The organism is Lachnoclostridium phocaeense (genome assembly GCF_959599685.1).
Classification (GTDB): domain Bacteria; phylum Bacillota; class Clostridia; order Lachnospirales; family Lachnospiraceae; genus Claveliimonas; species Claveliimonas monacensis.
Genome location: NZ_CAUGIN010000017.1, coordinates 1 through 26,912 on the forward strand (window position 1 = coordinate 1; position 26,912 = coordinate 26,912).

General features: G+C 47.4%; 14 protein-coding genes. 10 read left to right on the forward strand and 4 right to left on the reverse strand.

The features are described 5' to 3' along the window. Positions 1 to 77: 77 nt before the first annotated feature. Together Q5911_RS09035 and Q5911_RS09040 are read left to right on the forward strand one after the other, a co-directional pair. A complete protein-coding gene (locus tag Q5911_RS09035) occupies positions 78 to 1,376 on the forward strand; it encodes an ABC transporter permease (RefSeq protein WP_303182441.1) in 1,299 nt (432 codons plus the stop codon). Positions 1,377 to 1,390: 14 nt separating this feature from the next. Further along, a complete protein-coding gene (locus tag Q5911_RS09040) occupies positions 1,391 to 2,032 on the forward strand; it encodes an ATP-binding cassette domain-containing protein (RefSeq protein WP_303182442.1) in 642 nt (213 codons plus the stop codon). 110 nt (positions 2,033 to 2,142) lie between these two features. Here Q5911_RS09040 and Q5911_RS09045 read toward each other — a convergent pair whose 3' ends face one another. Both Q5911_RS09045 and Q5911_RS09050 read right to left on the reverse strand, forming a co-directional pair. Further along, positions 2,143 to 2,400, reverse strand: coding sequence for a hypothetical protein (locus tag Q5911_RS09045; protein ID WP_303182443.1), 258 nt, complete (start codon positions 2,398 to 2,400; stop codon positions 2,143 to 2,145). Continuing rightward, on the reverse strand, positions 2,391 to 3,068 hold the full coding sequence (locus tag Q5911_RS09050; protein ID WP_303182444.1) for a hypothetical protein: 678 nt from the start codon (positions 3,066 to 3,068) through the stop codon (positions 2,391 to 2,393). The genes Q5911_RS09045 and Q5911_RS09050 overlap by 10 nt, the downstream gene beginning before the upstream one ends. A gap of 182 nt (positions 3,069 to 3,250) precedes the next feature. Between Q5911_RS09050 and Q5911_RS09055 the strand changes: the two genes are divergently transcribed. From Q5911_RS09055 to Q5911_RS09075, 5 genes are all read left to right on the forward strand, one after another. After that, positions 3,251 to 4,291, forward strand: a complete 1,041-nt coding sequence (locus Q5911_RS09055) for a hypothetical protein (RefSeq protein ID WP_303182445.1) — start codon at positions 3,251 to 3,253, stop codon at positions 4,289 to 4,291. Beyond that, complete coding sequence (locus Q5911_RS09060; RefSeq protein WP_303182446.1) at positions 4,236 to 4,664, forward strand: hypothetical protein; 429 nt, start codon at positions 4,236 to 4,238, stop codon at positions 4,662 to 4,664. The genes Q5911_RS09055 and Q5911_RS09060 overlap by 56 nt, the downstream gene beginning before the upstream one ends. Before the next feature lie 1,111 nt (positions 4,665 to 5,775). Next, positions 5,776 to 7,374, forward strand: coding sequence for a hypothetical protein (locus Q5911_RS09065; RefSeq protein WP_303182447.1), 1,599 nt, complete (start codon positions 5,776 to 5,778; stop codon positions 7,372 to 7,374). Positions 7,375 to 7,464: 90 nt separating this feature from the next. Beyond that, positions 7,465 to 7,923 (forward strand): hypothetical protein, encoded by a 459-nt coding sequence (locus Q5911_RS09070; protein WP_303182448.1) that lies wholly within the window; start codon positions 7,465 to 7,467, stop codon positions 7,921 to 7,923. A gap of 212 nt (positions 7,924 to 8,135) precedes the next feature. Continuing rightward, complete coding sequence (locus tag Q5911_RS09075) at positions 8,136 to 8,819, forward strand: hypothetical protein (protein WP_303182449.1); 684 nt, start codon at positions 8,136 to 8,138, stop codon at positions 8,817 to 8,819. Between the two features lie 53 nt (positions 8,820 to 8,872). Here Q5911_RS09075 and Q5911_RS09080 read toward each other — a convergent pair whose 3' ends face one another. Both Q5911_RS09080 and Q5911_RS09085 read right to left on the reverse strand, forming a co-directional pair. Beyond that, a complete protein-coding gene (locus Q5911_RS09080) occupies positions 8,873 to 9,127 on the reverse strand; it encodes a Txe/YoeB family addiction module toxin (RefSeq protein WP_303182450.1) in 255 nt (84 codons plus the stop codon). Then, entirely contained in the window at positions 9,120 to 9,386 is a 267-nt protein-coding gene (locus Q5911_RS09085; RefSeq protein ID WP_303182451.1) for a type II toxin-antitoxin system Phd/YefM family antitoxin, read from the reverse strand. Before Q5911_RS09085 ends, Q5911_RS09080 begins: the two co-directional genes overlap by 8 nt. Positions 9,387 to 9,602: 216 nt before the next feature. Here Q5911_RS09085 and Q5911_RS09090 point away from each other — a divergent pair, with 216 nt between their 5' ends. The 3 genes from Q5911_RS09090 (at position 9,603) to Q5911_RS09100 (ending at position 26,899) form a co-directional block, all read left to right on the forward strand. Then, the gene (locus Q5911_RS09090; protein WP_303182452.1) at positions 9,603 to 14,069 is read left to right on the forward strand and encodes a VaFE repeat-containing surface-anchored protein; all 4,467 of its coding nucleotides are present in this window, start codon (positions 9,603 to 9,605) and stop codon (positions 14,067 to 14,069) included. Between the two features lie 165 nt (positions 14,070 to 14,234). Further along, on the forward strand, positions 14,235 to 15,668 hold the full coding sequence (locus tag Q5911_RS09095; RefSeq protein WP_303182453.1) for a sigma-70 family RNA polymerase sigma factor: 1,434 nt from the start codon (positions 14,235 to 14,237) through the stop codon (positions 15,666 to 15,668). A 368-nt stretch (positions 15,669 to 16,036) separates the two neighbouring features. After that, positions 16,037 to 26,899, forward strand: coding sequence for a VaFE repeat-containing surface-anchored protein (locus tag Q5911_RS09100; protein ID WP_303182454.1), 10,863 nt, complete (start codon positions 16,037 to 16,039; stop codon positions 26,897 to 26,899). Positions 26,900 to 26,912 lie beyond the last annotated feature (13 nt).

The following is a 26,912-nucleotide window of genomic DNA, read 5'->3' on the forward strand; positions in this document are numbered from 1 at the left end:
CAAGGTAAAACGTAACTTTAACCAATAAAAAGCATGGTAGTTTTGGACACTACCGTTAGAAGTAGGGAGGACGGATTATGAAAAATGTTGGGAAAAGCAATAATAACAATCACAACATAGGCATAATGCAAAGAGCAACTCTATACTTAAAAAGGTTGAAGAAAAAATCCTTTTTACTATTCTTTATTATGTATTTACTAATGTTTTTATTTTTAGGTGGGATAGCAGTAAATAGCGGCATTCAAAAAAACATAGAAGAAATATATAAAGGGATGGAAGGATATTTCAGTGTTTATTCAGTTGATGCTGCATATAGGATAGATGATAACTATATTGAACAGATTATGGAAGATAATAATATCATAAGATTTAATGCCATAATTGAATTATATTTAAGTGTACCGAATACGTCATTGATCCCAGGAAGATTTTCGGGAACAGGAAATACCGAAGAATATATGAGCCGCTTTATAAGCAACACTCAGAGTAAAGACTATGAGGATTTCCAAAATAAAAACAGGGAACTCATAGAAGGGGAACATATAAAAGAAACAGACACTATGGTAGCACTCATATCTGATACACTGGCCACTCTTAATAATTATACTATAGGCGATACAATAACTGCAAATATAGTTGAAAGCAGACTTTCCTTATTTGATAGTGAAGCCGAAGGAAAAACGTATACCTTCACAATCAAAGGTATCTACAAAAGCAACCATAAGCAAGAAGTAAAGGCAGACACTGCTGAATGTAATATTGAAGATAATTATATCTTTATCGATAACAATACCGGTAAGGAGATTGCTTCCTATTTAGAGGGTAATAAGAGAAATACATATACAGGTGGGGTACAATTTTTCCTTGACTCTCCACAGAAAGTAAACCAAACTATTCAAAAACTTTCTGAGGAAGCTGCCTTCGAAAATAGAGAAGTTAACACCATGAACTATAGATACGAACAATCAGAAGAGCAACTACAGAGTATGGCGAGACTAATACGCATATATCTATGGATTTTAGGATTAGCTGGTATGTTAATATTGTTCGGAGTAATGCAGATCCATTTAAGGGATAGGAGATCAGAAATAGCTATTTTTATGTCATTAGGCGTAAAAAAAACGCACATTATTCTACAGCACTTTATAGAAAGTTTAATTTTGTATTCTTTATCCTGGATTGCAGCCTCAATTTCTATAATTATTTTGTGTATAGTAATAAACATCATTTTACCAAATATCCAGTTTTATCTGACTCCAGCAGGAGTATGGTTTTCTGGTGCAGTTGGACTGTTTATTATATTAATGGCAATGCTAACATCACACATTTGCATAGTACGATTTAGCCCTAAGCAGATTTTAAGCAAGGATTCTTAACGGAGGACACGAACATGAATAATGAAAAAATATTGGAACTCCAAAATGTAAGCTACTGGTATAATAGCTCAAAGCGTATCTTAGATAATATTAACTTAAATTTTTGTACAGGAAAAATATATGCTATTACCGGAGCCTCGGGATCAGGGAAGACCACATTAATGTCTTTGTTAGGTGGACTTGATATGCCCAGGGAAGGATCTATACTTTATAGGGGAAGCAATATAAATAAAATAGGATATGAAAAATACAGGAAAGAATGTGTGTCTTTTGTATTTCAAAATTATAACTTAATTAATTATATGACTTCGCTGGAAAATGTCATGCTTACAGCCAAATCTTCTCCATTACCTTTTTTACAAGAAGTAGGGATTTCAGAAGATGAAGCGAAAAGAAACGTATTAAAATTGTCAGGGGGGCAACAACAAAGAGTAGCAATCGCAAGAGCAATCGCTGCTGAAACTCCCATTATTTTGGCTGATGAGCCGACAGGAAACCTTGACGAAAAAACATCGAACGAAATAGTTCATTTATTGTGCGAACAAGCACATAAAAAGTCAAAATGCGTTATTGTAGTAACTCATTCAAATAGCATTGCAGCTACTGCCGACCAAACATATGAAATAATAGATGGGGCAATCAAATCTGTAGAATAATACGCGAAAAGCGAAACCAGGTTCCGCTTCAGACTGAAGACAAAGGTGGTACTGGAGCTAGGGCTCCAGCACCACCTTTGTCTTCAGTCTGAAAGAGCCGTATGGCTCTCTTACTCTGTTTCGTTATTTGTTTGGGTGAGGGATGCAAAGCTGTTCATGACGTTGGCAAGTGCTTTCGGGTCAAATTCATCCAGGAGTTTCTGAGTCATAACATGGGTGACTACCAGCAGAGTAAAGTAATAGGTCGGACGTCGGTGTTTGTCTGTCCACCTCTTCATATCCATAAAGAACTTGGACATGATCCGCTTGCACGCTCTTACTTCTCCTATAGGCAGTCTTAATTCCTCTCCATTGATCTTTATCCGCACGCTTTCTCCCTCCTTGCCTTTTTGGTGTCTTCGAATACGGTCTTGAAGCGATAGTACCGGTATAAGAGTTCTTCCTGCTGCTCAGTAGGTAATGAGTCGTGTAAGAAATCTATAGGATATTCATAGATTTCCCTGCATGCGTTATACAGCTTATGCTCATGGAGAAATTTGGAACATTTCGATTTATCTGAGAAATATGCATACAAGTCTTCAATTGACTCCAGCTGCAAGTCAGTGTTGATCGCGTACTGTAGGCAGATGCATGCGTTTATATCACCGTCCTTATTCAGGAAAAAGTTTTTGGGGTACTTAGAAAGTTTTCCTGCTAGAAGTTTTTGGTAGACACGAAGGACCAGATCCCTCTTTGATACACCAAGCTTGTCCGGATACATGAGTACGGGCAAATAAAAAAGGTCCTTCTCGGGATCAATTTCCGGAGGGAATTCTAGGCGCCTGATAATCCGAGTTAAATGGAGCTGATCAAGCAGTTCTTTTGTCGTAAAGTCCATAATCATAGAAGGCGTCCAGTGTAGCAGATCCTCGAACACATACTTCAGAAGATCGATGCAGTCCCTCTGGAGCGTCTGCCTATTGACGTAGGCACTGGAAAAGTCACGGCGGTTCCCAAGCATAATGTCTTCATACTCTACGATTAATCCAATTTTCAATTTTTACACCTCGCTGCTTCTTTTTTGATATTAGTAGAATGACAGAATTCGTGTGATTTGTATTTGATCCTGAAAATCCTACGACTTTAGTATGAGACAAGGGCTTCTTTTTTTGGATTTATTACGCAACAGTTATCAACGACAAAAAAAATCATTCTAATATACGAAAGGAGGAACTTATCATGAGGTACAATAAAATACTTTGCTTTTTAGGGATATCTTTGTGCCTTGCAACCTATCCATCCACAGTGCAGGCAGAGGAGACAATGAGTGAATTAGAGAACAAGAGCGATGAAGCCAAAAAAGAGGGACAGGAGGTGACTGTCAGAGATGACAGATCAGAGGAAAATACTTCCGAGAAGGATGTAGTTTCGAAAGAGGAGCCCTTAAATCTCCTTGGAGCTGACTTGGATATCTTATTTTCAAACATGCGAGACAAACTGGAGTCCGGCGAAACTTTCACATTTTCTGAGCTCCTCAGCGAGAGCGGAGGAAAAGAGCTTTCGGAAGACCCTGCTTTTGAAATCTCGGCTATGGAAGGACGATCTGACGATATATTAGATATGGGACTCCTTAACATGCAGTACGCTTGTCTCGCGGCTGATATGGAAGAACAATATATTGGTGCGGATCTGTCTGGCATGGGACAAGGGTGTATGTCTCTATTTAATGAAGAGTACGGGAATATTGTGCAGGATGTTCAATTGAAAGAGCCGACTATCCCGGAGGGGTTCTCTGTAAGCTCTATGCTTTCAGCCGGCCAGGACGCGATAAACCAGGCGTACAGTTCTGTTATGTCGGGAAGTGCTTTTTCAACAGCAAAGACCAATATCAGCATTGGAGATATTTTCGAGAAAGCAAACAGCGGGCTTAGTACGCCGTCACTGGCTTCCAGTGAGGATCTCAGAAACCTGTTATCTGTTTATTCGGATGGAAACAAATCAACGATTAATTCCGAATATTCGGACCGCCAGACTTGGCTTAATGAGAAAAGAGCTGATGTCAGGCATGACCTTGAAGCCAAGAACGACAGATCCTTCCTGGAATTTGCGGATGCTGCTGAATCTTATCTCTTAGGTGATAAGTATGAGAAAGAAGAGGATAAATCTGCACAGGAAAAATCACAGGAGAAAGCGGAAGAAATGATGGACAATATGGATGTAGGGTATGGTTCATCAAATAGCTCCTGGTACAGCAATTTTAGAAACCGTGGTGAAGAATAAGGTGAATGGCGGGCATTCTTGCCCGCCATTTTGTGGAAAATTCAGAAATGAGATTGTTTTCTTACATAATATAAAAAAGAAGAGGAGGTACTGGATAATGAAAACATTCTTGATGAGCTATGATGATTATGACAAATACAACGAAGTCTTTGACACTATGCCGGACAAAGCAAACGATTATGCACCAAATTTAGGGGAATTGAGAAGTGAGATCGAGCCGGAGCTCCAAAAGTACATATTTTTCCTCATGTGGGTTGACAGGACTGGCTATCAGACTGAAGAAAATGAAAAGTCACGCAAATACATCCGCCGTTTGTTGAGACAAAATATGGAACTTTCTGATCAGCCGTTGCAAAAGAATGCTGCAAAGTGAAGAAAATGAGAGTAAAATATGCGGAAATCAGCGGAAAATCAGCAGAATATGGGAAAAATACTTGACAAAAAAATTATGTTGTATTAACATATGTATAACTTGAGTGGGATTATTTTATGAACACCTTGTTTTCCGCAGGCTCGTTGGCGGAATAGGCCGGAAAGTCCGGTACGGCGGGCAGATTTTTCGGCTTGATGAAGAGGAGAAGAGACATCGGAAGGAAGCTCTTCTCTTTTTTTATTTTTTAAAAAACCCTGGAAAATAAGTCCCCAGGCACCTTCATTGCAAATCAGGGTTGCCTGGGTTATCTACGATGGGATGATTCACCTCCTTATGTTATTCTATATGCTGTCTTTTATCTTGTCAATCTATTTCACATAATTCAAACGAACAATTAATCATATAATATGTGATGTTATGATGTCTTTTGTCGCTCGCTGTACGTCTTTTAAAAGACGTCGCTCTTTAGGGGGATATATGGTGTATTAAGGCCAAAATACCCGTATTTCATCAAAACACGTATGTATCAGCTCAATAATATGTCTTTTGTGTCATCGAGAATATATCTAGCGTCACTCAGCGTGCAAAAAGGGTATAATTTGCGTCACATCGGTTTTGACGTTTTTGGTGGTGATCGTGACGTCTTTTAAAGTGGAAGAGGGTTAGGGACGAAGGAAGCTTATACGACATAATCAAAGCAATTCTGACAAATATTTTGGCTCTCTGATTAAAACGGGTTATGGATGATTTTGACTATCTATACGGACGGGCTCTACATATATATCAGATATTTTTCCCCTTATAGTGGATAACATTCCATAATATAGAGGATAAATATCCCTTAAGCACTCATATATTATCCTAATTGCTGGATATTTCTGCAGAACATAAATGAATAAATAATCTTTTCAAGCTAACATTTCTTTTTTTCATCCTGTCTATATAGTAGAACCCAAGAAAACAAGGCTTCTGTGGAGTTCCAAAAAAGATAGTGCAAAAAATGGTCCCCAGAAAAATTCCGATCACTCTATTGGTGAAACTGTAATTCAGAGAATTTTGGGAGGATCAAAGCAAAGCCCATGGTAGGGCAAGAAAAAGGAGGAAATCAATTATGAAGAGACGTACCATGATCAAAACATTAGCAGTCGTGATAACTGCTTCCCTGCTGGCAGTACCGGTAACAGGGTGTACACAGAAGGATGATGCCTCTGTAAAGACAGAGTCCGCCAAGGTAACTTCTCACAAACTAACAGAGAAAGACCTTGAAGGAGTGATCACAGGTCTGGAGGATCACTATATCTTGGAAAAGGCCAAAGACATTGACTACCTGCACGGAGTTGAGTACAATAAGGACATCATCAAGGGAGTGAAGGCTGACAGTAAAAAGGTGAACCTGGGGAAGAAGGGAACCTATACGACAACTTACACTGTCAGCGTCGATGTAGAGGCCCTGAAAGAATACCAGGAGGAGCAGGCAAAGGAAAAAGCAAAAGAGGAGACTGGTGCAGACAAAGATACGACCGATAAGAAAACGGCAACCCAGGATGACTCCAAAGACACCAGCAATAAGGACAACACCAAGAGTGACTCAGAAATAGACACGACAAAAGACGACAACAAGAATGTAGAGACCGAGAAAGGCAACGCCTCTAAAGAAGAACAGAAAGATGACACCAAGGACCAGACCGAGGACGCCACAAAGGACGACTCCAAGGATACATCCAAGGAGGAGCAGAAAGACGAGGCTAAAGACGACACTACGGATCAGTCCGGAAGCAGCACTGCGACAGACCAGGACACATCCGAGGAAGATACAAGCAACAAGAAGGATGACGACAAGAAGGACACTGCGGAACAGGACAAGAAAGACCCGGAAACATCCCAGGGTGACAGCCAGAAAGAGGAGTCCAAAGATGAAACGGAGGATAGCAAGGAGGATACCGGAAAATACGAGACTGGCACAGACCAGGATGCAACAAGAGATGACCAGACGGATACAGATGGCAAGACAGAGGATGATAAAGAGGCTGCTTCTGATGACCAGAAAAATGACGGCATTGAGGATGTAGAGATCGACAAGGAGATTGAGGTTGTAGACAAGGAAACAGCAGAAGACCTGGCAGATAAGGGCGAAGTGGTCTGGACTGACGGAAATGAAACGGTCCCCAAGACGGACGGCACGGAAGTAGAAGACAAGACTGAGACACCTGACAGCGCCAAAGGCGAGGAAGACAAAGTGGCATCGGCCGGAGACGAAAGCAACAAGGGCAATTCTGGAAATAGCGGTAGTTCCGACTCTTCCAGCAAGCCCAACGGCAATACAGGTTCCACACAGCCTTCTGGCGGCAGCACGGGTGGCTCCGGGTCTTCCGGCGGACAGACAACCCAGCCTTCCCAGCCTCAGCAGCCCGCCCATACCCACAACTGGGTAGCGCATTATTCTCAGGTGGACAATGGACACTATGAGACGACTAATACATGGGTGGCGGATGCACCAGTTTATGAGTGGAGGACTATTTGCAATAAATGTGGAGCAGATTGTACAGACAATCCTGTACTCCACAGTGCCCAGTGTGGAGGGGGTTATTCAAACGTCCAGGTTCAGACAAATGTAGGCGCTGGACACTATGAGCAGAGCCAGCACTGGGTGTCAAACATCCAGAACGTCCACGACTATGACTACTGCACTGGCTGCGGTGCGACACGGTAGATCATAGGTTCAGAGTGGAGGAGGGGGCCGCAAGGCTCCCCTCTGCCACATTCAAAAGACGTAAATTAGATTTTGGAAGGGGGAAACGTCGTGATAAAAAAGAATTTAATAAAGATCAACCTTGTGTTAACAACTATCTGTATGGTGGCCTTGGTCATTTCAGGTTGCCTTTCTCTGAAGACATACAATGCACTAAGTAGGGATATTAAGGAGAAAGAGGACAATTCCTCTAGGATTGCCGTAGACAGGTCGGAAGAAGATGCTCTTGAGATCGTCGAGAATATGGTCGTCATTAACGGAAAACTTGTTGATCTGCGGAAAGAGCAGGTCGTGAGGCTGCGGGATGACGTAGAGGAGACGGAAGGGCTAAAAAAAGGAGAATACTATCTTGTGACTGGAGCGCGCTCAGAAGTACAGGGCGTGACAAAGAAAGTGTCAGACATAACAGTAGAAGTCGAGAAAGACTCTCAAATAGTAGTTGTTCAGTTTCCAGCTGACTATTTTGTGGATGTCAGCAAGCCAAGTGCAACCAAGATCGCTCAATACTAAGAAAGTGCTAAGGAAAGGAATCGCCGAGAGCGGTTCTTTTTTAGGCTTTGCCCATATTATTATCCGTCACAAATAGCACACTCTAATTAAGACTAATGAGTGACGGAGGGAGGAAAGGAATGTTCGAATAAAAAGAGAAGGATCGAAATTAAAGTCAACATGCAGATGACAAATTTTACAGAAAGCATTTCATTGATCTAGGGAGGATAAGAATGGAAATAGTTAAAGATTTAAAATTGTATAATAACGCCTATATTGGTATGGAGAAGGACTTAGAAAAACTCTTGTTGGAGCGCGGGGTTAAAGTTGAGAGGGATGGAACGGTTTTTCGTCTTCATGACTGCTCTGGAGCGGAATTCCAGCGGTTGCAACGTGAGGCGGTGTGCCAGCATGAAAAGCGTTTGCTGTATGAACAGACATGGATCAGCATTCCCTACATCCCTCTGTATGATACGCTGCATCCCAAAAGGATGGATGAGCACATAGAAAGGTTAAAGAAAGAAGGGATGTATTCCTTCTGTCTGCCACATATGGACCACGAATTAGTCAGTCAAATCTATTTGCTCAACAGCGATTTGCGGTTTGGTTGCAATCTGTATACGGACATCAACCCTGTGGTATATGCTGCGGAAAAGATCAAGCAGCCGCAAGTCCTAAAGATAGGAAAGACTGATTGCGAGAGTTTCAGAAGGCTCTGCCGGGAAATGGAAGAAAAGGATCATTTCTATCATTTGCCAGACGGAACTCTCATAGGGTATCTGTCAGAGTCGGAAAGGCCATACGGTTTCTCCATCGGGAAACGGTCAAAAGGTCCATACCAGTGCCGGCATATGATCCGGTACTATATGTATAACGAAACAGGGGCATCCCTGTACGCTGTTGATCTGTTAAAATAATCTAAAAGGCACTACCAAAACAGGTGGTGCCTTTTTGCTGATTATAACTGTGCCTAATAGTGGTATCTGCATGACAGGATCTGAATCGTATCATCCTCTATCTTATAGATCAGCCTGTCTTTCTCGTTAATCCTCCGGCTCCAGAAACCAGACAGATTTCCCCGTAAGGGCTCCGGTTTGCCTATGCCAGTATTCCCGTTCCTGTCAATGTCTTCCAGCAAGCTGTTGATTTTTTTAAGTGTTTTTCGGTCTTCGGTCTCCCAATACACATAATCTGACCATCCATTGTCTGTAAAAACCTTATTCATTATCAGCCACCTCACTAAGAGTGTGAGCAGAATAGTTGCCTTTTTCTAATTGTGATTTGGATTCCATCAACCAATCGTAATTAGCTCTGCTTCCAGTCACATAAAGGTTCTCCATTAGATTGTTGTAAGCTTCCTCAGACATCATGACAACATTTTTGTTATTTTTCCGTGTAATGATCATGGTCTCACAATCATCCGTAATCTTATCCATGCAGGACTTCATGTTTTCTCTCAGATGTGTATAGTTCGTCGCGAGCATAATGAGCACCTCCTAGCGTACAATATTCTGTACTTTAATTGTATCTACATACTCGAACTCTGTCAAGGAGCATATGATATTTATTTTATTTGGACAACATCAAGGACTTCTTAACCCTGCATAAGATCGTGCTGTCCTAAAATCTCAACCTTTTTAATCAATCTATTACTGAGCAGAAAAACTCACAAATCTTTAGAAAGGATGAGGTATGAGATTATGGTGAAGAAACGAAATCTCAAGAAAGCACTGGCTGCGGTACTCGCGATGACGATGTGCCTGTCCTGTGGTATCACGGGTGTTGCCGCGGACAGTGGGCCCAAAGAGGAGACAATTTACTCTGTCACGCTGGAAGACAGCGAATATGGAACGCTGTCATTCAGAGACAATGATGACAGGGTCATGGACTTCTCTGAGGGAGACAAGGTGGAATTGACCGTGGCCGCCAATGAGGGGTATGTCCCGAATGGCATCACGATCACGGATGAAGACGGACAGGCAGTTGACGAGATCATGGGTACGGATGATACCGAGTTCTCCTTTAACATGCCCGCGGCAAATCTGAAGGTCACGCCTGCGTTTGCTGAAAAAACATCTGATAACAAGATTGCTGACCAGGAGGTTTCAGATGAGAATGCTCCACAGTTTGATATGAGTATGTTTTCAGAAAAGGAGCTGGAGAAGCTGACGGAGCAGGCGGAAGAAAATATCGGGACATACGAATCCTCCTCTACGGATTTCAGCCCGATCCAGACCTTCTCTCTTTCCAACGGGCAGCCCGACAAGACAGCGTATATCGTGGAAGGAGAGCAGATCAACTACGGAGGCTGGTTCACGCATCGGTTTACCGCTGATGGCCAGACGGCGTATTGTGCCGAGCCGAATGTTAACTCCCCGGGAACCGGGACTCTGACAGCCTATGAGATCGACAACAACCCGCTTCTCAGGACAGCGATCCTGTGTGCGCCTGGCGGCCCCCTGGACGGGAAAATAGACGGGTTCCCGCATGGAAGCATTTATTATGACGAAAATCCTTCCGTTGTTGATGGAAACCGGTACCAGAACGCACATGCAGCCATTGCCTATATCTATACGGGCGACCTGACCGGCCTGTCCAGTTCCTATTCGCAGGGCATCAGGAATATGGTCCAGCTTGTACAGAACGTGGCTAATAATACCGGGAATGGTTATGGATCCGGTTATGGCGTGGATGACTTAAGCAAATATACTTGCTATATTGCCATTAATGGGCTGCAGGACATCGTATGGTGTGAGGAATCACCGACTGGCTTTGCCCAGCTCCAGAAATCCTCTGCAAACACATCCATCACGGATGGAAACGGATGTTACACGCTGGAGGGCGCACAGTATGGCGTGTATAGTGACAGTGCATGCGCCAATCAGGTCGCTACACTTACTACGGATGCCGCTGGCAACTCCAATACTGTAGAGCTTGATGCTGGCACGTATTATGTAAAGGAAACAAAGGCCCCCACCGGATATGCGACTGATGGCAATACCTATACGATCAATGTTCAGTCCAACCAGACATCAGTGCTGAAGGTATCTGACCAGCCTACCAATGACCCGGCGGCCATTGAGATCATCAAGATCGATCAGGAGACAGGCGACATGACCACGCAGGGGGCGGCATCACTTGCAGGAGCCCAGTTCACGATCAATTTCTATGCTGGGTACTATGATAAGGATACACTTCCCGAGGAGCCGACAAGAACGTGGGTAATCGAGACTAAGGCAGCTACCTATAATGATGGGTCGATCCATTACATTACAGGCCTAGCTAACGAGTATAAAGTCTCTGGTGACGAGTTCTATTATGTAGGGAACAACAATCCAGTATTACCATTAGGAACTGTCACAATCGAAGAGACTAAAGCCCCCAACGGGTACAATCTTGATGGAGCATATCTACAGGCTGATGGAAGTGAAGAAATAATCGAGGGCGTATATGTAGCCCAGATACGTCAGCAGGGAGACATGGCAAGGCTTCAGGGAGGCAACGAATACTCCATGAGTGACCGCGTGATCCGTGGCGACTTTGAGTTTACGAAGAAGGATGAAGAGAATAAAGAGGCTATGGCCAATATCCCGTTCGAGATCACCTCTAATACTACCGGTGAAACGCATAAGATCATGACGGATGAAAACGGCTATTACAGCTCCGCATCCTCCTTTAACCCGCATACCCAGGATACCAACGGCGGCAAGGCAACAAGCGGCCTGTGGTTTGGTCTCAACGCTGACGGTGAGAATGTTGAGGTAAATGATGAGTATGGGGCTCTTCCGTATGACACCTATACCATAGAAGAGCTGGAGTGTGAGGCTAACGCGGATAAGAACCTCTTTAAGGGAACATTGACAGTATCCCGTGAAGGCTTCACGATTGACATGGGTACCATTGAGAACCCGGACCTGTTCATCCAGACAACAGCCAAGGATGAAGAGTCCGGTAACCATTACTCTTTGGCAGATGAGGAAGTCACGATCATCGATGAAGTTTCCTACGTGGGTCTTGACCGCGGCGAGGAATACAGACTGGTCGGAACGATCATGAACAAGGGAACCAACTCCGCTGTCCTTGACAAGGATGGAAACCCGATCACATCAGAGATCACCTTTACCCCCAAGACGGCAGAGGGAACGGAAGAGGTGGAATTCACATTTGACGCGACAGACCTTGCTGGAACTGATGTTGTCGTATTTGAGGATCTGTACCTTGGATCCGAACTGGTAACATCACACCGTGATATCAATGACGATGGACAAACGATCCACTTCCCCGAGATCGGGACAAAAGCGATCGACAGCGAGACAGAGACAAATGTGACAAAAGCTGACAAAGAAATTGTCCTGAAGGATACCGTGGAGTATCATAACCTTCCGATTGGTAAAAAGTTTGTCCTTGAGGGTACGCTCATGGACAAGGAAACAGGCGAACCTATAAAAGATGCGAACGGCGATCTAGTAACGGCTGAGACGACCTTTACCCCGGAAACCAGTGACGGCATAGTAGAGGTAGAATTCAAATTCGATGGAAGCAACCTGGCAGGACAGACGATCGTCGTATTCGAAGAGCTGTCACGAGGTGATAAGACCTATGCCGTGCATACGGATATCAACAGCGAGGAGCAGACATCCTATATCCCGAAGATCGGGACCATGGCGCTCGATGATGAGACCGGCATCCAAAATTCTTATGCGGATGGCCAGATCACGATCGTTGACACGGTAGAATATGAGAACCTGATCCCTGGCAAGACCTACATCATGACTGGAGAACTGATCGACAAAGCGACTGGTGAAGTGGTTGAAGCACGCATCGGTACGATCCAGGATGCAGTCACGGAAATCCCTGATGGAGCTCAGGCTGTCACGATCCCGGCGGGTGAAAGCGTATACATCGCTGAAGGTAACGACTCAGTAGCACCTGGTTTTTACGTGAAGGGCGATGATGGATATACCGCCGTTGGTTCCGAGGATGTGACTGAGATTCCGGAAGAGCTCATCAGCTGGAGTGGTTCCTATGCGAAAGACATGGAAGGCTATATCCTGGATGGAGAGCTCCATGTAAACGAAGCTCCGAAGGCAGAGATGTCCGAGGATAAAGAGAAGGTAACGGCCAAGACTACATTCGTTCCGGAAGAGGCAAATGGTACCGTAGAAGTAACATTCATCTTTGACGGCACAGGCATGGAAGGCAAGACATTTGTGGTCTATGAGGACCTGCTCATGGATATTGGCAAGGAAGAACCTGTAAGCGTAGCAGAGCATAAGGATATTGACGATGAAGGCCAGACCATTTATGTTCCTGAGATCGGCACTAAGGCAGAAGACTCAGAGACCGGAACCCACGACTCAATGGCAGACAAGGAAGTCACGATCGTGGATCATGTATCTTACGAGAACCTGATCCCCGGGAAAGAGTATGAAGTATCCGGCGTTCTGATGGATAAGGAAACCGGCGAGGCTCTTCTCATTGACGGCAAGGAAGTAACGGCTGAAACAACCTTCATCCCTGAAAAGCCCAGCGGCACAGTAGATATCACTTTCACTTTTGATGGTTCCGTGCTGGCAGGGAAGACGATCGTTGCGTCTGAGACCGTGACATATGAAGGCCGGACCGTAGCAGTCCACGCTGATATTGAGGATAAGGACCAGACGATCTACTTCCCCGAGATTGGAACGAGAGCATCCGATAAGGCGGATGGTGATAAACAGGTAACGGCTCAGAAAAATGTGACTATCACTGACGAAGTAACATTCAAGAACCTGACCCCGGGCACTACCTATAAAGTAGTCGGTACCCTGATGGATAAATCCACAGGCAAAGCACTCCTTATCAACGGCAAGGAAGTGACGGCTGAGAAGGAGTTCACTCCTGATAAGGCGACAGGAACCGTATCACTTGACTTCACATTTGACGGTACGGGACTTGGCGGCAAGGACCTGGTAGTATTCGAGAAGATCTACACGACTGATACGAATATCGAGGTCGCAAACCATGAAGACATCGATGATGAAGGCCAGACAGTGACCATGGTAACTCCGCCAAAGGGTACGGTACAGACTGGTGACAACCGCACGATGTATGCTTTCGCAGGCATAGGCATTGTACTCCTGGTTGCAGCTGGTGGTGCATTCGGGTACAGCAGAAAGAAAAAATAGTAACACACAGAAAACTCGGCGAGAAATTAGGAGGTGGCATTAAGCTGCCTCCTTTTTCACTAACAAATTAACTATAAACATAGTATTTTCGTAACACGAAATGTATAATATGAGTAGTTAGCTAAAACACGAGCAGAACAGACTTTCAAGGGGGAGGTTTCACTTATGGGCAATGGTATTACAAAAGAGATCATTCAAAATTCCATATCCGGCGACCAGGAAGCCTTCCGGATAATATATGAATACTCCCTGCCTCACCTGAAAGCAGTGGCCGTGAAGTATCTGAAAAATCCTCATGACGCGGATGATGCTCTCCAGGAAACTTATATCAGGATCTATGAAAAGCTTGATAGCCTGGAATCATCCGAAAACTTCCTGGCCTGGTCTAAGCAGGTCTGCAGGACGGTCTGTCTAAATATGCTGGCCGCCCAAAAACATCAGATCGACGGGGAGACAGTAGAAGAGACAGGGACCGAAGGACTTCTTGATCTGACCGTACCGGAGCATAAGCCTGAATTCAACCCGGAAGCCGCCATGGATGGAAAGGAATGCAAACGCCTCATAGACGAGATGATCGGGGAGCTCCCTGACACGCAGCGCCTTTGCATCCTCTTGTGGCGAGACCAGATGACATCCAAGGAAATCGGCGAGGTCCTTCATATTTCTGACACTGCTGTGCGGTTTGGTGTCCACAAAGCAAAAGAGAAGATCAAAGTGAAGGTCCTTGCACTGGAAAAACAGGGAACGAAGCTCTATGGCCTTGCGCCGATACCTTTCTTCCTGTATATACTGGATCTTTACGACGATCTATTTGCTCCAGAGCTTGCAGAGCCGGAGATAGCCCTCTTGTTTCAGCAAGTTTCTGCCGGATTACCTGGATGTACAGAGATGACTACAGCCGGAAATACACTAACAGAGAGCGTGTCCAAGGTTGCGGATGCAGCAAAAAACGCGACCCAGGAGGATGTTGTTGCTAAAGGTCTTACCTGGAATGGCCTTAAGTCAGTGATACTCCATACAGCAGCAGGCAGAACGGCTTTGGCGGCCAGTGTCTGTGTGGTGGTCGGAATAGGAGGAACAGGGATCTATCTGGCAAATCCTGTGCCGGGTACGGAAATGGCCATGCACGTATCTGGAGTCGAGGTTGTAGATTGCCTAAAAGATACAGAAATGAATTTAGCCATTGAAGGAAATCCGGAGACCGCCCTGCCGGAGGGAACAGTGGATCAGCCTGAGCAGGCAGCGCTATCTCAGCAGCCTGAACAGCCCCCCAGATCCAGAGATCTGGCCCCGCAACAGGCAGCTCAAGATACACAGCCCTCACAAGGGACAGCGCCGCAGCCTGCCCATGTCCATAACTGGGTGCCTCATTACAGTCCAGGGACTCCTCAATGGATCGCCGATACTCCAGTATATGAGTGGAGAACTATTTGCAATAAATGTGGAGCAGATTGTACAGACGATCCTGTACTCCATAGTGCTCAGTGTGGAGGGGGTTATTCAAACGTCCAGGTTCAGACAAACGTAGGCGCAGGCCACTATGAAACCCCGCAGATCCATGATTATGACTACTGCACTAGCTGCGGTGCAACGAGATAGAGGAGACAAAAGAAAGGCGCAGATCCATTATACAGGACCTGCGCCACAATTTAGCCTTATTAGCATTTTAATCTTATCTGGCTGAAAGAAATATAGGGGCATTGCATATTTGCGATGTATCCTTATCCATTTATTGATACCAGTTTATCCTTATACAATTCCTTTTTTATCACACATTCAGTCGATCTTATCCCTTATGTCAGATAATAGCATCTCATAATTAAGACAAAACCTCCTGATCACTAAGTACCCATTCTAACGAAAATCTCCATTCTTCCTTGATTTCCACGCTGAAAAACTGCAATCCTTTCTAGCAATCTATTACTGAGTAAGTTAACTCAAATCTTTAGAAAGGAAAATAGGAGATTATGAAGAAGAAACGAAATCTCAAGAAGGCACTAGCCGCTGTGCTTGCCATGACCATGTGTTTGTCAGGTATGACGGGCATGACCGGAATGGCAGCGGGCCCGGATACTGACGGACAGTCAGACACTGTGTACACTGTCACGATCGATGACAGCGAACATGGCACTTTGGCATTTGCCGGTTCCGAAGAGAAAACAAGGGCATTTGCTGAAGGTGAGAGCGTAAGCCTGAACGCCACTGCAAAGGACGGTTATGTCCCGGACGGGATCGTCCTAACGGATGATGGCGGCCAGGTCGTAGATGAACTGACAGGAACGGAAGATACCGAATATTCCTTCACAATGCCCGCAGCCAATCTGCATGTTTCAGGAAGCTTCAAAGAAGATCCGGCATCAGAAGATACTGAGGTCGAGAAGAAGACCGAGGGAACTGCAGATGTGAATGACGCGGATGTGGAAGATGAGAGCGCAGTCCCCGCATTTCCCTCGGACATACCGGTCCCGGATGGCCCGGTCATCTATGGGAAAGACAGTAAATTAGAAGAAACAGATAGGATGGCGATCATGGAAGGCGGCATCATGCCGTTTTCAACAGTGGGGTCCATCTGTACGATCACGCCAGGAGCTTCCCATAGCTATGGCAGCTGGTTTACAAGGGAATTCAGAGTACAGACAGAGACAGGAACTTACAACGGTTTCTGCGTCCAGCCGGAAAAACCGGCACCAAGCGGGCAGTATACCGTGTCAAAGCTGGATAATGACCTGATCAAGGCCCTTCTTATGATTGCACCTGGATATCCCTTCCATGATCCATATGGAGTCATCTTATATGAAGGGGATAATAACGGTTATGCTTACGCACATGCGGCATTGAGCTATGCCTATGGTGGAAGCCTGCAAGGCTTGAGTCCCAGCATGCAGACAGGTGTAAAGCGCATGGTCGATCAGTATGGCCAGGCGATCGTGGATGGCTCCTGGGCCTTGGACGCACACGCAGCCATGGACGAGTATCAAGTATATATCGCCTATAATGACCTGCAGCATATCGTATGGTTGGAGCATGAACCAAAGGGATGGGCACAGCTCCAGAAATCTTCGGCAGATACTGGGCTGACGGACGGAAACCCGTGCTATTCCCTGGCAGGAGCCCAGTACGGAGTCTATAAAGACGCAGGATGTTCCCAGCAGGTTGCAACATTTACGACTGGAGCGGATGGCAATTCCAACACCATCGAGGTGGATGCCGGTACTTATTATGTAAAAGAAACCGTAGCCCCTCCCGGGTATGCCAAAGACAATAACGTGTATACCGTCACGGTCAACGCGAGCCAGACTTCCTATGTCCGGGTATCTGACACGCCTGTGAATGACCCTAATGTGATCGAGCTGATCAAGATAGATAAGGAGACAGGCGACCAGGTGACCCAGGGCGCAGCATCACTGGCAGGCGCTCAGTTCACCATTAACTATTACGCAGGGTACTATGAGGAAGATAACCTTCCGGATGATCCCACCAGGAGCTGGGTGATCGAGACGAAACCAGTCACCACCAGCGATGGAACGACCCGTTATATCACAGGTCTGACAAAGGATTATCTGGTCGAAGGTGACGATTTCTATTTTACAGGTAATAATCCAAACCCGACCCTGCCCCTTGGTACGATCACGGTCCAAGAAACTATGGCTCCAGATGGCTATCTGCTGGATGAAGCCTATCTGCAGGCACAGGGCAGCGAGGAGAAGATCGAAGGCATCTACGTTTCCCAGATCCGTCAGCAAGACAGCTTGGCCATGTTGACTGGGGGCAACACATATATGTATTCTGAGCAGGTCCGGAGAGGAGATTTCTCTATGACCAAGCTGGACGAGGAAACCCAGGAACCCATGGAAGGCATTCCTTTCAGGATCACCTCTAACACGACTGGCGAGTCCCATGAGTTTATGACAGACGCAAATGGTCATTATTCCTCCGAGTCTGACTATGCTCCACACTCGGAGGATACGAATAGTGGCAAGGCCGACAGTGGTATCTGGTTTGGGTTAAACGGCGATCGTGAAAATGTAGCGGTAGACGACGAAAAAGGCGCTCTTCCGTATGATACGTACACGATCGAAGAGCTGAGATGTGAGGCAAATGGAGGGAAGACGCTGTACCGAGGGCAGCTTGTGATCACCAAGGACGGTTTCACGGTCGATCTGGGGAATATCGAAAATGCTGACTGCACGATCTCTACCCAGGCCCGGGACGATGCCACGGACAGCCAGTATGCGCAAGCGGATGATGACGTGACCATCGTGGATGAAGTGTCCTACACAGGCCTTAAAAAGACCGAAGAATACACACTCGTTACAACGCTCATGGATAAATCCACTCATAAGGCTGTTGTTGACGAGGATGGGCAGGCAGTGACCGCTTCGAAAGAGTTCACCCCGAAAACCGCAGAGGGAAAGACTGAGATCGAGATCCATTTTGACGCGACGGGCTATGCAGGAAAAGATGTTGTTGTCTTCCAGGAGCTCAGGCTTGGCGACAAGGTGATCGCGGAGCATAAGGACTATAACAGCATCGAACAGACGATCCATTTCCCGTCCATGAGCACCCAGGCCGTTGACAACGAGACAAACAGCAGCGTGGCGGTCGCGGGAGAAGACATCCGTCTGGTGGATACCGTGACCTATACTAATCTGGAGCCGGGAAGGAAATACCAGGTGACAGGAACCCTGATGGATCCGGAAACTAAACGTGCAGCCCTGGATGACCATGGCAGCCGGATCACGGCGGAAGCAGAGTTCACAGCCAAGGATGAGGATGGCACTGTAGAGGTCGTCTTCAATCTGGATGGCAAGAGCCTGGCGGGGAAAACCTATGTCGTATTCGAGCAAATCGAAAAGGATAATAAGGTCATTGCTTCCCATGAGGATTACACGGACGAGGACCAGACCCTGTATTTCCCTTCTATTGGCACCACAGCGAAGGACAAAGATACAAATATCAATGTGTCCAACCCGGATGGTGAGATCACGATCGTTGATACCGTGGTATACCAGAACCTGGACCCGTATACGGAGTATACCTTGAAAGGACAGCTCATGGACCAGGAGAGCGGCGAGGCACTCCTTGACGATGCAGGAAAAAAGATCACGGCTGAAACTACCTTTGCACCGACTGATACAGCCGGTGAGGCGGAGGTGACCTTTACATTCAGCGGGGAAGGTCTGGCTGGTAAGAATGGCGTTGTTTTTGAGGCCCTGTATTTTGAGGATACCAAGATCGCGTTCCATGAGGATCTGGAAGACGAAGGGCAGATGGTATTCTTCCCATCCGTGGATACTCATGCTGCAGATTCGGACTCCGAGCTAGGCATGTCACTGGCGGACGGCAAAGTAACCATTGTGGATACTCTTTCCTATGAGAACCTGCCCGCAGGCGAGTATATTGTGAAAGGTCGGATCATGGACGCCGACACAGGAGAAGAACTCCTAGTGAATACAAAAGAAGTGACTGCTCAGGAAAAGCTCGATAATCGTCGGACGAGCGGGGAAGTGGAAATGACATTTGAGTTTGACGGCACCGGCCTTGCAGGTCGTAACCTGGTCGTGTTCGAGAGGATCGAGACGGCGGATGGGAAAGTGGTCGCCCAACATGAGGATCTATCCGATAAAGACCAGATGATCAAATTTCCAGCTATATCCACGAGTGTGTCGGACAGCAAAACGGGCGTTAATGTATCCAAGGCAGGCGATACGATCACAGTGACCGATACGGTCACCTATCAAAATGTAATGGACGGTGTAGAGTATACCCTCCACGCACAGCTCTATGATAAAGAAACAGGCGAACCGGCGATCGATGGCAGCGGTCGGGAGATCACCGAAGAGATCGCCTTTACGCCAAACCAAGGCCAGGGGATCGAAAAAGTGACCCTGACATTTGACGGCGAGGGACTGGATGGAAAAACCTTTGTCGTGTATGAGACACTGATGATCCGCGCATCCTGGTTCCGGAATGCACCTGTAGCAGAGCACCACGATCTGGATGATGAGCTCCAGACAGTCTATATCCCGGCTCTTAGCACAAGTGCGAAGGACCAGGATTCAGGAATGAACGCGGCGCTTGCCGATGGGGAAGTTACCATCGTCGATACAGTCTCCTATGAAAACCTGAAAGCAGGCACCCAGTATACCGTCAAGGGCCAGCTCATGGATAAGGATACGGGCAAGGCACTCCTCGATGATGATGGAGAGAAGATCACAGCTGAGACCTCATTTATCGCTGAAGATACGGCGGGCACAGCCCAGGTAACCTTTACCTTCCCGGCAGAGACCCTGGAAGGCCAGACAGCGGTCGCCTTCGAGGAACTGTACCTCAATGGGAAGCTGATCGGGCAACATAAGGACATTGACGATGAAGGCCAGACCGTGTACATGCCAAAAGTGCGGACCTCCATTACAGACCTGCAGACTGAGGAAAATATCACCAAGGCAGATGGGAACATCGAGATCCGTGATACAGTCAGCTATGAGAACGTAGAAAAGGGACAGTCCTATGAAATCCAGGGACGCCTCGTTGATAAGGCTACCGGCGAGACCATCAAGGATGATGAAGGCAAGGATGTAACAGCGTCCACGACCTTTAAAGCTGCAGGAACAAAAGGAACTGCAGAAGTTACTTTCAAGTTTGCAGCCAAAGGCATTGAGGGCAAGACCCTGGTAGCTTTTGAGGACCTTCTTTTGGAAGGTAAGGTGATCGGGCGTCACGCGGACCTAGAGGATACGGCCCAGACCACCATATCGCCGAAGGTACGCACGACCGCCCTTGACAGCGATACCCAGTTCCACGTATCTGACGCAGATGGAAGCATCACCGTGATCGATTCTGTCAATATAGAAAATGTCATCAAAGACCGCCGGTATACGGTGGAAGGCATCTTGATGGACCGGGAGACAGGAGAACCAGCCCTCGATGCGGATGGCAATGAGATCAAAGCAAGCGAAACCTTCGTGGCGGACAAAGAGAAGGGCTCCGTGGACCTGACCTTTACCTTTAATGGAGAAGGCCTGGAAGGTAAAACATTCGTGGCCTACGAGGAATTATTCCTGCACCGGATGCTGATCTTGCGAGAGTCTGTGGGCGAACATAAAGACATCAACGATGAGGCACAGTCTATCCATATCCCCAAGATCGCGACAAGCGCAGTCGACTCCGAAACAAAAGACCATATTTCCAAAGCCGATGGGGAAGTGACTGTAACTGATACACTTTCCTATGAAAACCTGGTTCCCGGCGTACAGTATGAGGCCAGAGGCTTCCTTGTGGACCAGGAGACTGGTGAGGCGGTAGTGGATGACAATGCAGCCGGCATCGAAGGGCGCAGCTTCTTCACGCCGGACAGCTCTGACGGCACGGTGGATGTAACCTTTACCTTCCCCGGGAAAACCCTGGAGGGCCGTACAGTCGTTGTATATGAAGACCTGTACTATAATGGGGAGCATATTGCGGAACACCATGACCTTACAGATACGGATCAGACGATCCATCTGCCAAAGGTACGTACCACAGCGTTAGATAAGGATACAGGCGACCATATCTCCAAGGCGGATGAAGAGGTCACGGTCACTGACACTGTAACCTACGAGACCCTGATCCCCGGATATGAATATGTGGTCAGGGGACAACTCCTGAATCGCGATACGTCCGAAGTGCAAAAGGATGCGGACGGGAAACCCATTGAGTCTGAGACTACCTTCATCGCTGAGCATGCGGACGGTACCGTAGATGTTACGTTCGTGTTCAATGGCGAGGGTATGGACCCGACAACACTGGTCTGCTTTGAAGATGTCCTGCTAAACGGCGTGTCCGTAGCGGAGCACAGTGACCTGGCAGATGAAGGGCAGACTGTACGGATCCCGCACCTGGCAACCCGGATCACCGACAGCGAGACATCGGTAAATATGTCCAAGGCAGATGACAGCGTAACAGCTACGGATACCGTGACACTGACCAATCTGCTGACTGACAGAAATTATGTGATCAAAGGAGCTCTGATCGATAAGGAGACCGGCGAGGTCATCACAGACGCAAACGGGGACCTGGTCGTATCCGAGACTACTTTTAATGCGGATCTTGAAAATGACACAAAAGAAGTCGTCTTCAAGTTCAATGGTACAGGCATGGAAGGAAAGACGCTTGTCGCTTACGAAGAGCTCTTTATCCTGAATGAGGAGGGCAAGGAGACAAGCGTAGCGGAGCACAGGGACCTGACAGATGAACTCCAGAACCTGCACCTTCCGAAGATCATGACAACAGCACTAGATACGGAAACAAAGGATCATATCGGTCTTGCGGATGACATGATCGAGATCGTCGATACGGTCAAGTATGAGAATGTGATCCCAGGATACACCTATCTGATGGGTGCGACTGTCAGGGATGCCCAGACAGGTGAGGAAGTACCCAATGAGATCGGCACTACCACAACATGGACAAAACAGTTTAAGGCAGAAACAAGCAGCGGCACAGTAGAAATGCGGTTCGAGATCCCAGCCAAGGCCCTGGAGGGAAAGACTGTAGTCGTATATGAAAACCTGTCCTTCAATGGAAAATCCGTCGCTGAGCATAAGGACTTGACAGATGAACTCCAGTCCGTGCATATCCCTATGGTACGGACAACCGCACTGGATACAGACACATCCGACCATGTAGCTATGGCGGACGGAGCGGTCACCATCGTGGATACGGTTAATTACAAAAACGTACTGCCGGGCAAAGAGTACGAGGTCAAAGGCGTCCTTTACAACCAGGAGACCGGCGAGAAGCTAGTAGATGCAGATGGCAGCGAGGTTACTGCTGAGACCACATTTATGGCTGATGCGGCTGACGGCAGCGAGGAGCTCGTCTTTACCTTCAACGGAGAGGGCCTGGAACCGGTAACGGCTGTTGCCTTCGAGGAGATTTATTATAAGGATGTCCTGATCGGGCGGCATACTGAGCTCTCGGATGAGGAGCAGAGTGTGCATCTTCCCTTCGTGGACACGCAGATCACTGATAACGAGACAGAAGTGAACATGTCCAAAGCAGATGGGGAAGTGACTGTGACTGATACAGTCACCGTAGAAAACCTCGTGACAGACAGGACCTACCTCTTAAAGGGATACCTTATGGACCCGGAAACAGGAGAGATAGCCCTGGATGCCGATGGAAATAAGATCACGGCTGAGAACTACTTTGTCGGTGAAAAAGCCGATGCCCAGCATAAGGTGATCTTTACCTTCAATGGTGCTGGCATGGATGGCCGAAACCTGGTCGCTTATGAGGAACTGTACCTTCACAAGGATGACGGCACCAACGTGCTGGTGGGAGAACACAAAGCCATGGACGACGCAGAGCAGACACTGCACCTGCCGAAGGTACAGACAATAGCTCTTGATTCGGAAACAAATGACCATCTCGCGAAAGCAGATGAAGAGATCGTGATCACCGACACTGTAAGGTATGAAAATGTACTTCCAGATCTTGGGTATATAGTGAAAGGGCAGCTTATCGTAGCTGAGACAGGAGATCCTGTCGTCGATGCGGAAGGAAATGCCATTACAGCGGAGACGAGTTTTACAGCCGGAGGGACAGATGGTGAGACAGCGCTTACTTTTACTGTACCGGATGGCGGAAGATATGAAGGTCTTACATTTGTCTGCTTGGAAGAGCTGTTCTATAACGGAGTGAGCGTGGCGGAACATAAAGATGCTTCCGACGAGGCGCAGAGCGTGCATATCCCTAAGATCAGAACACAGATCATAGACAGTGAGACTGGCTATAATGTAGCCTACGCTGACATACTTGTGAAGCTTACTGATGAAGTATCCTATGAAAACCTGATACCTGGATACACCTATGTGCTGTCCGGCGTCCTGGTGGACAAGGAGACAGGCGAGACGCTAAAAGACGAAGCGGGCAGGGAAGTGAAGGCTACCAAGCAGTTCACTGCCGAAGAAGCGGACGGGGTTATGAACCTGGTCTTTACCTTCGATGCTTCTAGTCTGGAAGGAAAAGACTTCGTTGCCTTCGAGGAACTGTACTATAAAGATGTCAGCATTGGGGAGCACAAAGATCTGGATGATGAAAAGCAGACGATCCATTTTCCAAAGATCGGGACACAGGCCCTGGATGATGACACGAAGGAACACATTTCTTACGCGGATGGCGAGATCCATCTGACTGATACCGTGGCGTACACGAACCTTTCAAAGGACCATGAATATGTCATGAAAGGTCAGCTGATGGATCAGAAAACCGGAGAGCCAATGAAGGATGATAGTGGAAATGAGATCGTGGGCGAGGCACGGTTTACAGCAAAGAAAGAGTCCGGAAAGCAGGAGGTTACCTTCACTTTTGCCGGCGACAGACTGGAAGACACTACGGGTGTCGTGTTTGAGAAATTGTATGTTGTTACAGCGGACGGCAGGGAAGAGCTCGTGGCAGACCACCAGGATCTGGATGACAAAGAACAGACAATCCACTTCCCGGAGATCACAACAACAGCCCTTGACTCCAAGACGGGAGATCACATTGGTCGCGGGGATGACAACATCACCATTCAGGATGAGATCTTCTATAAGAACCTGATACCCGGCCTTACTTATACGGCCCAGGGCATCCTGATGGATCAGGAGACAGGAAAGCCGGCCCTTGATGATAAGGGTGAAGAGATCCGCTCTGAAGCCACCTTTACGGCTAAGGAACAGGATGGCTCCGTGGTCATGGAGTTCACCTTCAATGGTACGGGCCTTCAGGACCATACACTGGTCGCCTTTGAAAAACTCTATTACGGTGAGGCACTGGTTGCCGACCATGAGGACATTGAAGCACCTGAACAGTCTGTCCAGATCCCTTGGATCGGCACGACAGCACTGGATTCCGAGACAGGTGAACATGTCGGCTATGCAGATGGCTCCATAACAGTCCGTGATACAGTCGCATACAAGAACCTGCTTCCGGGCCAGGAGTATGAAGTCGAGGGCCGGCTCTATGACAGGGACACAGAAACCTGTATTGCAACGGCCACTGAGACTTTCACAGCAGAAGACGCAGACGGTACCGTGACGATCGACCTCACTGCAGAGGCAGGCAGCCTGGCTGGACACAGTCTGGTCGTGACGGAGGAAGTCTTCTTTGCGGGCGTGAGCGTAGCGGTGCATAAGGACCTGGACGACGAAAGCCAGACCGTGCAGCTCCCGGCTGTTGCTACAAGCGCTAAAGATGATGAGAGTGGCGCACAGCTCTCCTATGCAGACGACAAGATCGTTATCACTGACACTGTGAAATATGAGAATGTGGTTCCTGGTCTTACGTACCGGGTAGAAGGCTTGCTCATGGACCGGGATACTGGAAATCCTCTCCTGGATGCTGATGGAAACGAAGTCCATGCACAGGCCGAGTTCACACCGGAAAAGGCAGATGGCAGTGTGGATGTAAGCTTTGCATTTGACGGTCACAGCCTTGGCGGGCATACCGTAGTCGTATTTGAAAAGCTGTATCTTGGTGAGGCGCTGGTCGCCGACCATCAGGATATATCCGATGACGGCCAGTCCATATGGATACCAAAGATCGGAACGCAGGCAGTCGATGCCCAGACTGACAAACAGATCTCGCTTGCCGATGATAAAGTCAGCATCGTGGATACTGTGACATATGAGAACCTGATACCGGGACTTACATATACTGTGAAGGGTGTCCTGATGGACCAGTCAACAGGAGAGTCGGCCAAAGACGCTGAAGGTAACGTCCTTAATGCTGAAGCCACATTTACTGCGGAGACAGCAGATGGCAGTGTGGATGTAGAATTTACATTCGACGGCTCTAAACTTGGCGGCATCACCCTGGTAGCATTTGAGCAGCTATACTATGAGAATACACTGATAGCGTCCCATGAGGACATCGGGGATGAAGCGCAGAGCATCCAGCTGCCTAAGATCAGTACCATGGCACTGACACCGGAAGGCGGGAAAAATATCCTGGCCAGTGAAAAGGCTGTGATCGAAGATACGATCACCTACGAAAACCTGGAGCCTGGCATCAAGTACATTGCGACAGGGACTCTGGTCTACCAAGAGGACGGCGAAAAAGTCCTGATAGGGAAAGGACCAGTTATCGCGCGGGCAGAGTTTACGCCCAAAGAAGCGGATGGTAAGGTCAAGGTCGAGTTTACGTTTGACGCATCCTCTCTTGCCGGCGAGACCGTGGTCGTATACGAGACCGTGAAGCTGGAAGAGACAGGCGAACCGGTAGCCGTCCATAAGGACCTTGAAGATACGGACCAGACCTTGTACTTCCCGGCTGTACGCACGCACGCTTCTTTTGACGGGAAACCGGAAGCGACAGCGGATAGATCCATGACAGTGACAGATGAAGTATCTTTTGCAAATCTGATCCCGGGACGTATCTACCGTGTGGAAGGCGTGCTGATGGATAAGGAGACCGGCGAGGCACTGCTCGTTGACGGGCAAGAGGTACGTGCCGAGGCAGAGTTCGAAGCCAAGGAGCCGGACGGCACCGCGGAGGTGATATTTACCTTCGATGGTGGAGCCTTAGGCGGCAAGGATCTGGTCGTGTTCGAGAAGCTCTATGATGTGGAACTTGATACGGAGATCGCGCGCCACGAAGATTTTGAGGACGAGGACCAGACCGTGACCGTGCTTGAGAAGCCTCCGGTACCGGTACAGCCGCAGCAGGACGACACCCCGGAACCATCAGGTAAGGGCAAAGTCCAGACCGGTGACGATCACATGATATACATCCTCATCGGTGCAGGTGTTGTACTTCTTATCGCGGCTGGAGGAACGGCACTTGCCATCAAACGGAAGAAGAAATAATATCCGCCGCTAT

Bases quoted from the DNA above. Each gene is read 5' to 3' on its own strand.
- Q5911_RS09035 (WP_303182441.1), top strand. From the start codon at position 78: ATGAAAAATGTTGGGAAAAGCAATAATAACAATCACAACATAGGCATA.
- Q5911_RS09095 (WP_303182453.1), top strand. From the start codon at position 14,235: ATGGGCAATGGTATTACAAAAGAGATCATTCAAAATTCCATATCCGGC.
- Q5911_RS09075 (WP_303182449.1), top strand. From the start codon at position 8,136: ATGGAAATAGTTAAAGATTTAAAATTGTATAATAACGCCTATATTGGT.
- Q5911_RS09055 (WP_303182445.1), top strand. From the start codon at position 3,251: ATGAGGTACAATAAAATACTTTGCTTTTTAGGGATATCTTTGTGCCTT.
- Q5911_RS09060 (WP_303182446.1), top strand. From the start codon at position 4,236: ATGGTTCATCAAATAGCTCCTGGTACAGCAATTTTAGAAACCGTGGTG.
- Q5911_RS09040 (WP_303182442.1), top strand. From the start codon at position 1,391: ATGAATAATGAAAAAATATTGGAACTCCAAAATGTAAGCTACTGGTAT.
- Q5911_RS09080 (WP_303182450.1), bottom strand. From the start codon at position 9,127: ATGAATAAGGTTTTTACAGACAATGGATGGTCAGATTATGTGTATTGG.
- Q5911_RS09100 (WP_303182454.1), top strand. From the start codon at position 16,037: ATGAAGAAGAAACGAAATCTCAAGAAGGCACTAGCCGCTGTGCTTGCC.
- Q5911_RS09090 (WP_303182452.1), top strand. From the start codon at position 9,603: ATGGTGAAGAAACGAAATCTCAAGAAAGCACTGGCTGCGGTACTCGCG.
- Q5911_RS09065 (WP_303182447.1), top strand. From the start codon at position 5,776: ATGAAGAGACGTACCATGATCAAAACATTAGCAGTCGTGATAACTGCT.
- Q5911_RS09085 (WP_303182451.1), bottom strand. From the start codon at position 9,386: ATGCTCGCGACGAACTATACACATCTGAGAGAAAACATGAAGTCCTGC.